At 66.5% G+C, this 15,321-nt stretch carries 11 protein-coding genes and 1 pseudogene; 5 read left to right on the top strand and 7 right to left on the bottom strand.

Annotated elements, in window-relative coordinates:
- Both ACE039_RS05005 and kdgD read right to left on the bottom strand, forming a co-directional pair.
- The coding region (locus ACE039_RS05005) for an aldehyde dehydrogenase family protein (protein WP_485821807.1) at positions 1 to 1,137 on the bottom strand (1,137 nt) is incomplete at its 3' end.
- 75 nt (positions 1,138 to 1,212) lie between these two features.
- Positions 1,213 to 2,127, bottom strand: a complete 915-nt coding sequence (kdgD, locus tag ACE039_RS05010; RefSeq protein WP_485821808.1) for a 5-dehydro-4-deoxyglucarate dehydratase — start codon at positions 2,125 to 2,127, stop codon at positions 1,213 to 1,215.
- A gap of 229 nt (positions 2,128 to 2,356) precedes the next feature.
- Here kdgD and ACE039_RS05015 point away from each other — a divergent pair, with 229 nt between their 5' ends.
- The gene (locus tag ACE039_RS05015) at positions 2,357 to 3,346 is read left to right on the top strand and encodes a Bug family tripartite tricarboxylate transporter substrate binding protein (RefSeq protein WP_448709802.1); all 990 of its coding nucleotides are present in this window, start codon (positions 2,357 to 2,359) and stop codon (positions 3,344 to 3,346) included.
- Positions 3,347 to 3,390: 44 nt separating this feature from the next.
- Here ACE039_RS05015 and ACE039_RS05020 read toward each other — a convergent pair whose 3' ends face one another.
- Entirely contained in the window at positions 3,391 to 3,999 is a 609-nt protein-coding gene (locus ACE039_RS05020) for a nucleotidyltransferase family protein (protein ID WP_448709801.1), read from the bottom strand.
- Positions 4,000 to 4,259: 260 nt separating this feature from the next.
- On the opposite strand from ACE039_RS05020, the gene ACE039_RS05025 reads away from it, so the two are divergent.
- The 4 genes from ACE039_RS05025 to ACE039_RS05040 are packed head-to-tail and all read left to right on the top strand — an operon-like array spanning position 4,260 to position 10,404.
- Positions 4,260 to 7,745, top strand: coding sequence for a response regulator (locus ACE039_RS05025; RefSeq protein ID WP_485821809.1), 3,486 nt, complete (start codon positions 4,260 to 4,262; stop codon positions 7,743 to 7,745).
- A 36-nt stretch (positions 7,746 to 7,781) separates the two neighbouring features.
- Complete coding sequence (locus ACE039_RS05030) at positions 7,782 to 8,621, top strand: CheR family methyltransferase (protein WP_485821810.1); 840 nt, start codon at positions 7,782 to 7,784, stop codon at positions 8,619 to 8,621.
- Entirely contained in the window at positions 8,618 to 9,235 is a 618-nt protein-coding gene (locus ACE039_RS05035; protein ID WP_485811698.1) for a chemotaxis protein CheB, read from the top strand. The genes ACE039_RS05030 and ACE039_RS05035 overlap by 4 nt, the downstream gene beginning before the upstream one ends.
- 20 nt (positions 9,236 to 9,255) lie before the next feature.
- Entirely contained in the window at positions 9,256 to 10,404 is a 1,149-nt protein-coding gene (locus ACE039_RS05040) for a hybrid sensor histidine kinase/response regulator (RefSeq protein WP_448708733.1), read from the top strand.
- A gap of 36 nt (positions 10,405 to 10,440) precedes the next feature.
- On the opposite strand, the gene ACE039_RS05045 is transcribed toward ACE039_RS05040, so the two are convergent.
- From ACE039_RS05045 to ACE039_RS05060, 4 genes and pseudogenes are all read right to left on the bottom strand, one after another.
- Positions 10,441 to 12,852, bottom strand: a complete 2,412-nt coding sequence (locus ACE039_RS05045; RefSeq protein ID WP_485821812.1) for a TonB-dependent siderophore receptor — start codon at positions 12,850 to 12,852, stop codon at positions 10,441 to 10,443.
- A gap of 222 nt (positions 12,853 to 13,074) precedes the next feature.
- Positions 13,075 to 14,076: a FecR domain-containing protein gene (locus ACE039_RS05050; protein ID WP_485821811.1), complete on the bottom strand. Its 1,002-nt coding sequence runs from the start codon at positions 14,074 to 14,076 to the stop codon at positions 13,075 to 13,077.
- The gene (locus tag ACE039_RS05055) at positions 14,073 to 14,657 is read right to left on the bottom strand and encodes a sigma-70 family RNA polymerase sigma factor (RefSeq protein ID WP_485821813.1); all 585 of its coding nucleotides are present in this window, start codon (positions 14,655 to 14,657) and stop codon (positions 14,073 to 14,075) included. The genes ACE039_RS05050 and ACE039_RS05055 overlap by 4 nt, the downstream gene beginning before the upstream one ends.
- A gap of 193 nt (positions 14,658 to 14,850) precedes the next feature.
- Positions 14,851 to 15,321, bottom strand: a pseudogene (locus ACE039_RS05060) (aldehyde dehydrogenase (NADP(+))); the annotation flags it as partial.

Consider the following 15,321-nt stretch of genomic DNA (forward strand, 5'->3'; position numbering starts at 1 on the left):
GCCGAAGACGACGGCGCCGGCCGCATTGGCGGCCGGTTTCGAAGCTTCGCCACGGCCCAGCGTGGCAACGCTGGCGTGCTTGGCCAGCGCGTCGGCGCCTTCCTGGTAAGCGGCGAAGATGCCCGGGGTCAGCATGGTGGCCGCGCCCTTGGCCTGGACCGCTTGCGCGGCGGCCTGGCGGAAGCGTTCCAGCGCGGGGCCTTCGATGCCGATGACCAGGCCGGGGTTGGTGCAGAACTGGCCGACGCCCATGGCCAGCGAGTCCACGAAGCCGCGGGCGATGGTTTCGGCGCGGGCCTCAAGTGCGGCCGGCATCAGGAACACCGGATTGATGCTGGACATCTCGGCGTAGACGGGAATCGGCACGGGGCGCGCGTTGGCGGCCGCGACCAGCGCCAGGCCGCCGCGGCGAGACCCCGTGAAGCCGACGGCGGTGATGGCGGGGTGCGTCGCCAAAGCGGTGCCGATTTCGCTGCCGGCGCCGAACAATAGCGAGAACGTGCCTTCGGGCAGGCCGTGGTGCGCGACGGCGGCCTGGATTACGCGGCCGACCATTTCAGAGGCGCCCGGGTGGGCGTTGTGGGCCTTGACGATGACGGGGCAACCCGCGGCCAGTGCCGACGCGGTGTCGCCGCCGGCCACCGAGAAGGCCAGCGGGAAGTTGCTGGCGCCGAAGACGGCCACGGGGCCAAGCGGCACGTTGGCCAAGCGCAGGTCGGCGCGCGGCAGCGGCTGGCGGTCGGGCTGGGCGGGATCGATGGTGGCGTCCAGGAAGTAGCCGTCGCGGACCACGCGGGCGAACAGGCGCAGTTGGCCGACGGTGCGGCCACGTTCGCCCTGCAGGCGGGCCACGGGCAAACCGGTTTCCTGGTGGGTGCGTTCAATCAGCGCGTCGCCCAGCGCCAGGATGCCTTCCGCGATGGTCTCCAGGAACTGCGCACGGGTTTCCAGCGGCGCGGCGCGGTAGGGATCAAACGCGGCGCGGGCCAGTTCGGCCGCGCGTGCGACATCGTCCGACGAACCGGCGGGGAAGCCGGGCTCCAGGCGTTCGCCGGTGGCGGGATTGATGGCGTGTTGGGCGGCGCCCGAGCCCAGGACGGCGGTGCCGCCGATCAGCATTTGGCCGGTCAAGGTCATGAGGATTCTCCGAAAAAAAGCGCCCCCGAATCGGGGGCAGGAATGCGTGGCGGTGTTGCGCGCCTGGCTAGCGGCTTACTGCGGGCCGAGCTTCTTGATCAGGGCGTTAAGCATTTCAAGCTCTTCACCGGTCAGGTCGGTCAGCGGGGCGCGCACGGGGCCTGCGTCGTGGCCGACCAGCTTGGCGCCGGCCTTGACGATGCTGACGGCGTAGCCGGCCTTGCGGTTGCGGATTTCCAGGTACGGCAGGAAGAAATCATCCAGCAGGCGGTTGGTGGTGGCCGAGTCCCCGGCGGCGATGGCGCGGTAGAAATCCATGGCGGTCTTGGGCACGAAGTTGAAAACGGCCGACGAATACACCGGCACGCCGAGTGCGCGGTAGGCGGCGGCATAGACCTCGGCGGTGGGCAGGCCGCCCAGGTACGAGAAGCGGTCGCCCATCTTGCGGCGGATGCGGACCATGGCTTCGATGTCGCCGATGCCGTCCTTGAAGCCGACCAGGTTGGGGCAGCGATCGGCCAGTTGGGCCAGGCTGTCGGCCGACAGGCGGGACTGGGCGCGGTTGTAGACGATGACGCCGATCTTGACGGACTTGCAGACCTGCTCGACGTAAGCGGCGATGCCGTCTTGCGAGGCTTCGGTAAGGTAGTGGGGCAGCAGCAGGATGCCCTTGGCGCCTTGGCGCTCGGCTTCCTGGGCGTAGGCGATGGCGGTGCGGGTGGGGCCGCCTGCGCCCGCCAGGATGGGCACTTTGCCGGCGCAGGTCTGGACGGCGGTGCGGACGACGTCCGAATATTCCTGGGGGGCCAGGGAGAAGAACTCGCCGGTGCCGCCGGCGGCGAAGAGGGCGGTGGCGCCATACGGAGCCAGCCATTCAAGGCGGGCGGCGTAGGTCTTGGCGTTGAAATCGCCGTTCTGGTCAAAGTCCGTCACGGGGAAGGAGAGCAGCCCTTCCGATACGATTTCCTTGAGTTCCTGGGGAGTCGTCATGCCTGTCATCCATAAAAGGGGAGTAGATGTATGTCATCGTACAACATACAAGTTCGATCGACAAGTGACGCCTGATCTTCTGGATGGCCTCGCCAACCATAGGAGGGTCCGGTGTCAGGCAGATTCGGAATTACCCTAGATTGAAAGCGGGGCCGGCCACCAGTATTCTCCTTTCTCGTAAGTTATACGATAACGTACAAGATAAAAAACCCCTTCTCAGGAGACAAGCTTGAAGGCATTCCCCCTGTTGCACCGCACGTTGTTCGCCGCGTTGGCGTTGACCACCCTGGCCACCGCTGGCGCGCATGCCGCGGACGATTGGCCCAAGGCCAAGCCCATCACATTGGTCGTGCCGTTCGCGGCCGGCGGCACGTCCGACATCCTGGGTCGCATGATCGCGCAGGAACTGGGCGCCGGCCTGAGCCAGACCGTGCTGGTGGAGAACAAGGGCGGCGCCGGTGGCGTGCTGGGGGCCGACGCCGTGGCGCGCGCCAAACCGGACGGCTACACCTTGCTGCTGGGCACGATCGCCACGCACGCGATCAACCCGTCGCTGCTGCCGGGCATCAACTACAACGCGGCTAAGGACTTTGCCCCGGTGATCTTGCTGGGCAGCATTTCGAACGTGTTGCTGGTGGGCGCCAATCAGCCCTACAAGACGGTGCAGGATGTGGTGGCCGCGGGCAAAGCCAACCCCGATACCATCGCCTTCGGTTCGGCCGGGCAGGGCACCTCTCAACACCTGTCGGGCGAAGTCTTCAAGCAATTGACGGGGGCCCATCTGACCCATGTGCCGTACCGGGGCAGCGCGCCCGCCATCCAGGACCTGATCGGCGGCCAGATTCCCAGCTCGTTCGAAACGGCGTTGGTCGCGCTGCCTTACGTGCAAAGCGGCAAGGTGCGCGCGCTGGCGGTCACATCGGCCAAGCGCACCGACGTGATGCCCGATGTGCCGACGATGCAGGAAGCGGGCGTCGCAGGCTTTGACGTCAGCAGCTGGCAAGCCATCTACGCGCCGGCCAACACGCCGCCGGCCGTGGTGGACCGGCTGAACAAAGCCATCGCCGCCATCATCGCCAAGCCGGACGTCAACGCCAAGATGAAGGGTTTGGGATTGGCCTACACGCCGAACACGCCAGCGGAGTTCACGGCATTCCAGACCGGCGAACAAGCCAAGTGGGCGAAGATCATCGCCGATGGGAAACTGCGGGTGCAGTAAATAGCGCCGCCGCGCGGCGACAAGGCGCACGCCGGCGAATGCCGTCAGCCTGGCCTGCGTTGCAGCGCTTGCTCTGCGCGGGTGAGGTCGTCGGGATGATCGATATCCTGGACGCAGCCGGCGTCTTGCGATGGCAGCGGATGCAGGGTGCCTAGCTGGGTGGCCTGGCGCACCAGCGGCATCGCGCCGGACTCGCCGCTCAGGCCCAGCAACGCGTCGCGCCATGCCGGCCCAAATCCCACCGGGTGGCCAGGTTGGATGGCCCCATCGGCCATGGCCACCTGGGGGCGCACCACCGTCCAGGGTTCGCCAGGCGTGGCATCGCGTAGCGATTGGGCAACGCCGATCAGACTGGCGGGTTCGATCAAGGGCAGGTCGCCCGGCAAGATGAGCCAGCCCGGTGCGTCCGCGTGGCGGGCCACGCCCCGCGCGATGGAGTCGCCCATGCCGCCGGCAGCGTGTGCGTTATCGGGGCGTTCCACCAGTGTCCACGGCAAGCCGCTGTCGCGCACCGCGGCCAGCGTCCATTCCAGGACCGGCCGGCCCAGGAGGCTGGCGTCAAGTTTGCTGCCGCTGCCGCCAGCCTCGCGGAACCGGCGTCCGGCGCCGGCGGCCAGGACCACGACGATGGGGAAGAGGGGCGGGTTTGTCATCGGCTCGAGGTGTTGGGACGGCTGGGAATCGGTCGGGTGCAGACGGCTGGGCCAGGCCGTTGCGTCAGCGTGACTTTACCCAGATTCGAGGGCGCGCGCTTTATTGAATCGTGGGGCGGCGGGCCACTTTCCCGTGCCGCCAAAACAGGTATAGTCCATCGCTTAGGCCACTGCAGCGACTGCGCCTTTTTCATCAGGCGTCCGCATCGTTGCACCGCTGGGCCGCACCCCCCCCTTTATAGAACACGCCACCCGCTACCATGCCGAATCCGTCGTCGCAGCCTGCCAACCGCTATGTCTTTCCCCGGACGCTATTGGCCGGGTTCGTGACGGCCGCGCTGGCTACGCTGGTTATCGCCTTCGTCAATGTGCGCTCGGCAGATACCCGTCAGCAGGCGGTCAAGGCCGTGGACCGCACGACCGAGACGTTGCGCCAGCTCAGCCTGTTCAACTCGGCCCTCAAGGATGCCGAGATCGGTCAACGAGGCTATCTGCTGACCGGCGACACGACCTACCTCCAGCCGTATCTGCGTTCGCTGGGCCTCATTGATGAACGCCTGTCTCTGGTGAAGGAGGCCGTGGCCAACGATTCGGCGCAACGCCGCATCCTCAGCGACATCGCGGGCATCACACGGCAAAAATTGGCCGAACTGCATGACACGGTTGAGATGCGCAAGGCCGGCAATGTGGACGCCGCGATGGCCGTGGTGCGCACCGATTCGGGCAAAGAGGCGATGGACCGGTTGCGCGATCTGGTGGGCGACCTGTATGCGCGGCAGATGGACGAACTGAGGGAAGGCAAGGAAGCCTGGGCCGCGGCCGCCGCCACGTCGACCTATTACTCGTGGGGCGGCTCGGCATTGCTGCTGGTGCTGATCCTGGCCTCGGCCGGGATGACCATGCGAGAGTACCGGGCCAAGGCGCGCCAATCCTGGGTGACGGCGGGCCTGTCGGGCTTGAGTCTGCGCCTGCAAGGGGATCACCGCCTGGACGAGATCGGCAAGCGTGCATTGGATTATCTGGCCGAGTACCTGGACGCCGACGTGGGCGCGGGATACGTGGTTGACCGGAGCAGCGGCGAACTGGAGCTCTTCGGCGGCTTTGCGTTGCCGCCCGAGCGCCTGGCGCAGAAGATCCAGTCGGCCGAAGGCCTGGCCGGGCAGGCCGCCAGTTCGCGCCGGTTGTTGCACGTGCGCAATGTGCCGGCGGGGCACCTTGAGGTCGCCTCCGCCACGGGCCGCTCGAATCCCGCCGAGCTTGTCTTGACGCCAGCCATCCAGAACGGGCGCGTGTATGCCGTGATCGAACTGGGTTTCAACCACCCGGTGGGCGACAGCGAGCGCAACCTGTTGGAAAGGGCCTCGGAAATGCTGGCCTCGGCGATTCGCTCGGGCCAGGACCGGTCACGGCTGGAAGCGCTGTTGGAGGAAACCCAGCGCCAGGCGGAAGAACTGCAGACCCAGCAAGAGGAATTGCGCGTCAGCAATGAAGAGCTGGAGCAACAAAGCCGTATCCTGCAAGAGTCGCAGGCGCGCATGGAACTGCAGCAGACCGAGCTGGAACAAACCAATTCCAACCTGGAAGCGCAGACGCAGCAACTGCTTCGGGTGCAGGGCGCGCTGACCGAGAAGGCCCGCGAGCTCTCGCAGGCCAGCCAGTTCAAGAGCGAGTTCCTGGCCAACATGAGCCACGAGCTGCGCACGCCCTTGAATTCGACGCTGATCCTGGCCAAGCTGCTGTCGGACAACAAGCCCGGCAACCTCAGCGCCGAGCAGGTCAAGTACGCACAGACCATTTACTCGGCCGGCAGCGACCTGCTGACGCTGATCAACGACATCCTGGATCTGTCCAAGATCGAAGCCGGGCAGGCCACGCTGGAGGTCGAGCAAGTGGCCGTCGTCCCGATGCTCCAGCGTTTGCTGGAGCCCTTGCGGCCGATGGCCCAGGACAAGGGGCTGGCGCTGGAACTGGACATTGATCCGGCGGTGCCCACCACCTTGCAGACCGATCCGCAACGCCTGGGACAGGTACTGAAAAACCTGCTGTCCAATGCCCTCAAGTTCACGCAGCGCGGCACGGTGGCCCTACGCGTCTCGCGGGCCTCGCGCGACAGGGTGGCGTTTGCGGTGCAGGACACCGGCATCGGCGTGTCGGCGGATCAGCAGGACTTGATTTTCGAGGCCTTCCGCCAGGCGGACGGCAGCACGCACCGCAAATTCGGCGGCACGGGGCTGGGCCTGTCGATCTCGCGCGATCTTGCCACGCTGCTGGGCGGCAGCATTTCAGTGGCCAGCACACCGGGGCAAGGCAGCGTGTTCACGCTGGAGCTGCCGCTGCGGCTGGAAGGCACGCGGTCGGTGCCGGGCGCGCGCAGCGTGGCGGCGCCCGCGATGTCGTCCTCGTCCTCGTCCGCGTTCGCGCACGCCGCGCCCGTGGCTTTCCCGGGCGACGCGCCGGACGAGCCGGCCCGTCGGGCGGACGCCCTTGTCGCCGGCACAACGCCCAATGCGTTCGCCACCACGGCCGCTTCCGATACGGCCGACCCTTCGGGCGCCAACGAACGCAGGATCCTCGTCATCGAGGACGACGAGCGCTTTGCGGCCATTCTTGGCGATCTGGCGCGCGAGATGGGCTTTGGGTGTTCGGTGGCTCACACCGCGACGGACGGCCTGGCACTTGCCTCGCGAGAGCGTCCCAACGCCATCGTGCTGGACATCAATCTGCCTGACTTCTCGGGCCTGGGCGTCCTGGATCAGCTCAAGCGCAATCCGCAGACTCGCCATATTCCGGTTCACGTGGTGTCGGTGGCGGACTATGCCCGCGAAGCCATGGGCCGTGGCGCGGCCGGCTACGCGTTGAAGCCGGTCAAACGCGAGGAACTGGTTCACGCGTTGCAGCGCCTGGAGGCCAAATTCACCCGTCATGTGCGGCATGTGCTGGTGGTGGAGGACGACGATCGACAGCGCGAGAGCGTGCGCCAGTTGCTGGCCCGCAACGATGTCGAGATCGCGCCGGCGGCCACGGCCGCGGATGCGCTGGCGCTGCTGCGCCAGACGACCTTCGACTGCGTCGTCATGGATCTGAACCTGCCCGACATGAGCGGCTATGAGCTGCTGCAGCAGATGACCGAGCAGGAGGGCGTGTCGTTCCCGCCGGTCATCGTCTATACGGGCCGCGCGTTGTCCCGCGATGAAGAGCAGCATTTGCGGCGCTTCTCCAAGTCCATCATCATCAAGGACGCACGCTCGCCCGAACGCCTGCTGGATGAAGTCACGCTGTTCCTGCACCAGGTGGAAGCAGAGTTGCCGCCCGAACAGCGGCAGATGCTGGAGCTGGCCCGCAGCCGGGATTCCGCGCTGGAAGGGCGCACCGTGCTGGTGGTGGAAGACGACGTGCGCAACGTGTTCGCGTTGTCCAGCATTCTGGAGCCCACCGGCGTGCGCGTGGAAATTGCGCGCAACGGCCGCGAGGCGTTGGACGCGCTTGGCCGCGCCGGATCGGACGGCCGGCCGGTCATCGACCTGGTGCTGATGGACATCATGATGCCCGAAATGGACGGCTACACGGCGATGCGCGAGATACGCAAGCGGCCCGAATGGCGGCGCCTGCCGATCATCGCGCTGACCGCCAAGGCCATGAAGGACGACCAGGAGAAATGCCTGGCCGCCGGTGCTAACGACTACATTGCCAAGCCGTTGGATGTGGAGCGCCTGCTGTCGCTCGTCCGTGTCTGGATGCGCAGCTGACGCGCCCGTCGGCGTCATGCCCTGTTGACCACCACCATGCCATCCACCCCCAAAACGCGTATCGCAGACATCGAGCAACGGCTGTTGCTCGATGCGATCTATCACCGCTATCACTATGACTTTCGCGAGTACGCGCAGGCGTCGCTGAAGCGACGCCTGCAAAGCGCGCTGACGCAGTTCGGCTGCAAGACGCTGTCGCAATTGCAGGACCGCGTGCTGCACGACCCGCCGGTATTCACCGCGCTGCTGCAGTTCCTGACGGTGCAGGTCAGCGACATGTTCCGCGACCCGGAGTATTTCCTGGCGTTGCGCAACGAGGTCTTGCCGATTCTGCGCACCTATCCGTCGATCAAGGTGTGGGTGGCGGGGTGCAGCGCGGGTGAAGAAGTCTATTCGCTTGCCATCCTGCTGGCTGAAGAGGGCCTGCTTGAGCGCGCGATGATCTACGCGACCGACATCAATCCGCATGCGCTGCGCGCCGCCGAACAAGGCATTTTCGATATGGACCGGGTGGCTGCCTTTTCCGCGAACCATGTCCGGTCTGGCGGCCGCAGTTCGCTGTCGGACTACTACACCGCCCGGTACGGGCGGGTGGTGTTCGACAAGCGCTTGGGCGAACACATGGTCTTTTCCGATCACAGCCTGGCCACGGATAGCGTGTTCGCCGAGGTCCATCTGATTTCCTGCCGCAATGTGCTGATCTATTTCGAGCGCGATCTCCAGAGCCGGGCGCTGGGCCTGTTCCACGATGCGCTGGTCCATCGCGGTTTCCTGGGGCTGGGGTCGCGGGAGTCCTTGCGGTTTTCCTCGCAGGCCGGCAACTTCGATGATTTCGTGCTGGACGACCGCATCTACCGCAAGAAGGCGGGACGATGACGGCGGCCGCGTCCGTTTCGCGTATGCCGGCGGCGGCCAGCCCCTGGGAGGCGATCGTCATTGGCGGATCTTCCGGCGCGATCGATGCGTTGAATACGCTGCTGCCCGCCTTGCCGGCGGACCTGGATGCCGCGGTCATCGTCGTGTTGCATCTGGTGCGCGACCGGCGCAGCCTGCTGGTCGATATTTTCCGTGAGCGCTGCGCCTTGACGGTGCAAGAGGCCGAAGACCAGCTTCCCATCCGCCCCGGCCATCTTTATTTCGCGCCGCCCGACTACCACTTGCTGGTGGACCAGGGCCCAAGGCTGGCGCTGTCGGTCGGCGAACCGGTGTATTTTTCCCGGCCGTCGATCGACGTGCTGTTCGAGTCCGCCGCCGACGGCTATGGAGAGAAATTGCTGGGCGTGTTGCTTTCCGGGGCGAATGGCGACGGCGCAGCCGGCCTGGCCGCGATCCATGCCGCAGGCGGCCGCACCGTGGTGCAGGCGCCGTCCAGCGCGGCCATGCCCGTCATGCCCCAAGCGGCGCTGGCGCGCCAGCCGGCGCACGAAGTGCTGACGCCCGGTGAAATCGCCACGCTCTTCGCTCAACTGCGCACACCGCGCCTGCCGTAATCCCAACCTGTTCCGACACCATGTTCCTCACATCCGCCAAACCGCAAGACGAACGCATCAAGTGCCTGCTGGTCGATGACGTCCCGGAAAACTTGGTCGCGCTGGAAGCGCTGCTGGAGAGCGGCCGGGTCGAAGTGCTGAAAGCGCAATCCGGGCCAGAGGCCCTGGAACTGCTGCTGCATCATGGCGATGTGGCGCTGGCGCTGCTGGATGTGCAAATGCCCGATATGAACGGCTTCGAGCTGGCCGAGCTGATTCGCGGCAGCGAGCGCACGCGCCACATTCCGCTGATTTTCATAACCGCCGGCTCGCGCGAGCAGAACTGGCAATTCCGTGGCTACGAAAGCGGCGCCGTCGATTTCCTGTACAAGCCCATCGATCCGCGCATGCTGAGCATGAAGGCGAACGTCTTCTTTGAACTGCATGAGCGCAAGCGCGCGTTGGCCAAGCAGCTGGACGAGCGCACCGAGGCCTTGCGGATCAACGAGATGTTCATGGCCGTGCTAAGCCACGATTTGCGCACCCCGCTGCAATCCATCGTCATGGGAGCGGCGCTGCTGCAGCGCCAGAACGACGACGCGCGCGTGGCCAGCGTGGCGCAGCGCATGATCCAGAGCAGCGAGCGCATGGCCCGCCTGATCGACGACCTGCTGGACGTCACGCGCATCCGGCAGGCGGGCGGCCTGACGCTGGAGCCGGCATGGATGTCCCTTGACGCCTTGCTGCAACGTACCGTCGACGAAGTGCAGACGGGCTACCCGGGCCGCCAGATTGAATGCCAGTGCGGTGGCAACCTGGCGGGCGCCTGGGACGCCGCGCGTCTGTCCCAGGTATTCAGCAACCTGGTGGGCAACGCGCTGCACCACGGCAGCCGCGACATCCCCGTGCGCATCCGGGCTGACGGGACGGCGGCTGACCGCGTGGCCGTCACGGTCAGCAACGGGGGCAGCATTTCCCCGGCATTGCTGCCCCACCTGTTCAACCCGTTCCGGGGCGGAGAGCACCGTGCCGAAGGGCACAAGGGGTTGGGCCTGGGCCTGTTCATCGCGCAGCAGATCGTCTTGAGCCACGGCGGCCGCATCAGTGCGTCGTCGGCAGACGGCTTGACGAATTTCCGGGTGGACCTGCCGCGTGAGGTGACGCGTGAGGTGACGCGCGACGGCGCGTAGGGCCGCCGCGCGGCGTGGCGCCGGTTCCTGGCCGGATCAGAATTCCGCGGACACCGACAACAGTACTGTCAGCGGCGCGCCGACGGTCAGGCCTTCACGCGCGGCGGACTGCCAGTAGTCCTTGTTGAACACGTTTTCCACGGTTGCGCGGACCACCATCGGGGTGCCGTTGGCCTTGAACGCATACCGCGCGCCCACGTCGAAACGCGTCCAACCCGGAATCTGCTGCGTATTGCCGACATCCACGTACTGCTGGCTGGTGCGCAACATCCGCGCCGTCAATGTCAGGCCCGGCAGGAACGGCGTGTCCCATTCCGCCGCGGCATTGAATTGGAAGCGCGGCACCGCAGGCGCCACATTGCCGTTGTTCACGCCGCCTTCCGTGCGCGTCAGGCGTCCATCGGTGTACGCCACGCCACCCAGCAGGCGGACGCCCGGCGCGGCGTCGCCTTGCACCAGGAATTCCAAGCCGCGGTTGCGCTGCTGGCCATTCGAGACATAGCGGCGGCTGACGGGGTCCAGGTAGCTGCTGGGCTTCTCGATCTGGAAGGCGCTGAGCGTGGTGAAGAAATTGCCGAAGTCGTATTTGCCGCCGACTTCGAACTGTTTGGAGATCTCCGGCGGGAACATCTGTCCGGCATTGATGGCGCCTTCCGGCGCGGTGCCGCCCTGGCTGAGGCCTTCGATGTAATTGCCGTACAGCGACAGCTGCTGCGTGGGCCGGACCGTCAACGCGAACGCCGGCGTGACGGCTGATTTCTCGTACTCCGAAGCGGTGCGCCCCGTGGCGGCGTCAAAGTTGGTGGACTCGATCCGCTGGTGCCGCACGCCCGCGATGACCTGGACCCGGTCGTCGGCGAACGAGATCTTGTCGGCCAGCGCAATGCTGTAGAGCCGGGATTCGCTGGTCTTCGGCAGGTCGTCCGGCCGGGCGATGTCCGGTTTCGGCAAGTCGGCGGGGTGGTACAGGTTCGAGAAGACGGTGCTTGAGCGGATGCGGGCCGAGGAATAGTCGATTGCCAGGGCGCTGGCCGAAAGCGACGGCTCGTGCTTGACCGGCCCGGTGTTGAAACGGCCGCGCACACCGATTTCTCCCGTCTTGCTGAGCAGCGTCTCGTTCAGGCGGGCGGGGACGGCGCCGATGTCGCCCGTGCTGTCCAGCATCAGCCAACTGGTCTGCATGCTTTCAAAATCGTGCTTGCGAGCGCCCACGGCGCCATATACCGTCCAATCCGGCGTCACGTCGAATTCGGCTCTGAGGGCGCCGGACCATTCCTTTGTCTTCCAGTAGGTCCAGGATGGGAAGAAATTGCGACGCGCATCGGGCGCCGCGCCGATGTCCATCCCGGGCTCCGGCGGGAACAGCAGTCCGCTGCGCGCGTCGGTGGTCCGGTTCTGGTAGTTGATGTCGCCGTCGATACGAAACCGCTCGCTCTGGTAGTCCAGGCCCAGGGCGACCGCGCCCAGGTCTTCCTTCGAACCGTCCTGGGGCAGGTCGCCGCCGCTGCCGGCCACGTTCAGGCGCACGCCCCATTCCTGATCGTCCCCATAACGGCGCGCCAGGTCGGCGTGAACGCCAAACTGGGAGTCGCCAATGTAGGTCAGCGTATAGCGATTGAGCGGGTCGGGGCCGGCGCGTTTGGGCACGAGGTTGATGGCGCCGCCTACGGAGCCATAGGGCGCCATGCCGTTGAGCAGCGCGTTCGGGCCGCGCAGGACCTCCACGCGTTCGACGCCGATCAACGAGCTTGAATTGCGCGGCGAGACGCCGTACAGGCCATTGAACGCGACGTCGTAGTTGAACAGGGAGAACCCGCGGATATTGAATTCGTCGCGCCCGGCGCCGCGCGAATAGGTATTGCGGACGGAAGGGTCGTTGACCAGCACATCGCCGATGTTCTGCGCCTGTTGATCTTCAATCAGCTTGGCGGTGTATTGGGTGGCGCTGAAGGGCGTGTCCAGGTCGCCCAGATTGCCCAGCAGCCCAACGCGCCCGCCGCTGGCGACCTGGCCGCCGGCATACACCGGTGGCAAGCCGGTGGAGAGCGCGCTGGCGGTCACCGTCACGGTGTCCAGCAGCGCGGTGCCGGTTTCGCCAACGGCTTCCAGCCGGTACTGATTCGGGGCCTCGCGCGCGGCGCGCAAGCCTGTGCCGGCCAGCGCCACATTCAGCGCTTCGGGGCGGGAATACTGCCCGCGCACGCCGCCGCTCTGGCGTCCGGCCAGCAGGTCCCGGGGCGCGGCCAGCAAGATGCCCGATTCGTTGGCCAGGCGCGTCAGCACCTGGTTCAACGGCGCTGCAGGAATGTCGAACGTCTGCCGCTCGGCGGCTTGGCTGGCTTCGGTGGGCGCGGGCTGCGCATGCGGCACCGGCGTCCAGAGGGCCGAGAGGGCGGCGGCCAGCGCCAACGGCAGCAAGGGGCCGCGGCGCGGGCCGCGCCACGCCATGGGCCGCGCGGCAGGCTGGGCGGAAATGGTCAGGGCAGGCGGGAAACGATGGGGCATGACGGAATCTGTGCGCTCGATCAAGGGATGGGAAGGAAGCGAGAGGCGCGGCGGCGACGACGCGAACGGAAACGCCGTGCGGCGGCTGGACTCTCGGACTCTCACTTTCCTTAATCGAACGAGGCGGCGAAAAGCGGAACCGCCAAGCCCCATTTTTTTGCAGCGTCAATCCGACTTCAAGCGCGGTTCGATGCTTACCCACCAAGGCAGGGCGCGGCTCAGGCGGATGGGCAGCACCGAAGCCAGCATGTCGAGCGCGCGATTCGCGTCATCCAGGGGATAGCTGCCAAATACGCGCAATTGCCCCACCTGGGGCGAAACGCCCAAGTGTCCGGCGTGGTAGCGGCGCAGTTCGGCGACGACGTCGGCCAGGGGCGTGCCGTCGGCCAGCAGCAGGCCGTTGCGCCAGCTTTCCCGCGCGGGGTCGGCTGGCATCAGCGGCTGCAGCGCGTCGGCGGTGAATCGAACCTGGCGGCCGGTCGGCACGACCGCGCTTGCGCCGGCGCCCGCCGGGGTCACGCGGACGGCGCCGTCATAGACGGCGACCAGGATCCCGGCATCGCCATGGCTGACGGAAAAGCGCGTTCCCAAGGCCTGCAGCCGGCCCTCGGCGGTATCGACGACAAAGGGGCGCAGCGGATCTTTGCCGGTATCGACCAGTATTTCTCCCGCCACCAATTCCAGGCGGCGCTGCGTGTCGCTGTAGGCCAGATTGAACCCGCTCAGGGCCTTGATCCAGACCGTGGTGCCGTCGGGCAGCGCAACTTGCGGCGTTTCTCCCACGCCGGCGCGATAGTCCGTGCCCCACAGCGATGCCAGGGCGGACAAGGGCGTTTCGCGCCAGCCGGTCCATCCCAGCCAGGACAGCCCAAGGCCGCCGGCCAGACCCAGCAACACCTGCCGCCGCCGGCGTGGCGCGGCACTGACGGTCTGGTGAAATGCCGCGACAGCAGCGTCGCGGTCGGGGCTGGCTTGCAGCGGAGCGAAGCGGCGGCCGACACGTTCGACGTAACGCCACGCCTGCTGATGCGCGTCATCGCGGGCCAGCCACTGTTTCCATTTCTGTTGGTCGGCGGCCGAAGCGTCTCCGGTGCGCAGCAAGGCATACCACTCGGCGGCTTCTTCCATTGCACGGTGCGAGGGCTCGGGCGAGGCCATGACGGTCATGGCGTGGGCGGCACGGCAGCGGCGGTCGGGGAAACCGGCACAGGCGGCGCGTCGGCCAGGCCGGCGGTCAGCCGGGCTTCAAGCTTCATGCAGCAGAGCATGGCCTGCGCGACATACTTGCGCACCATGCGTGATGACACGTTGAGCGTCGCGGCGACTTCGTTGTCCGTCATGTCGCACGCGACGGCCATGACGAAGGCGTGCGCCACCTTGGGCGGCAATTCACGAAGCATGGCGTCGATTTCGCCCAGGGCCTCAAGCACCATGGCCTGTTGTTCCGCGGAAGCGGCCGTGGGTTCCGGCTGTGCCGCCAACGCTTCCAGCCACGCTTGTTCCAGGCTGCGCCGGCGCCAAAGGTCGACACACATGCCATTGGCCATTTTGCGCAGGTAAGCGCGGGCTTGCTGCGGGTTCTCGAAATGGCACGGCCGTGTCAGCAGGCGCACGAACGCGTCATGCGCCAGATCCGCTGCATCGGCGGCATTGCCCAGACGCCAGTTCACCCAGGCGAGCAGCCAGTGATGATGATTGCCGTATAGATGCTCGAAGTCCTGGGATAAACCTGGTGATGCGCTCACGATTTCGCCCGCTCACGATAGGGGGCCGCACCATTGCCAATGCGAACACGTATCAATTAATAAATGAGCGCAGATTATGGCGTGCCGCGGACCGCCTTGGCAACCCTGGGGAAAACCGAGTGTGGCGCGCCGGCCTCAGGCTGCCAAAAGGCGCATGCCTTGGGCGCGGCGCTTCCATGACGCATCGCGTGGGCGGTCAGCCTGCCGTCATCACGCCATCAACCATGCGCATCAGATCCAGCGGGTTGCCGCGCTTCACCCCGTCGGGCAGCAGCGCATCGGGCAGGTCCTGGTAGCAGACCGGGCGCAGGAAGCGGCGGATTGCCGTGGCGCCCACCGAGGTGGAGGCGGCATTCGACGTGGCGGGGAAGGGGCCGCCATGCACCATGGCGTGGCTGACTTCGACGCCGGTCGGGTAGCCGTTGGCCAGGATGCGGCCGGCCTTGCGTTCCAGCACGGGCAGCAGCGTTTGCGCCTGCGTCACATCGGCATCGTCCACGAAAATCGTGGCGGTGAGTTGGCCTTCCAGGTGTTCGGCCACGGCCTTCATTTGCGCAATGTCCTTGCAAGCGACGACCAGCGAGGCCGGGCCAAAGACTTCGGCTTCGAGTTCGTGCGAGGCCAGGAAGCGGTCGGCCTGGGTGCCGAAGACGACGGCGCGGGGGGG

It is taken from the genome of Achromobacter maghribensis, from assembly GCF_057334215.1.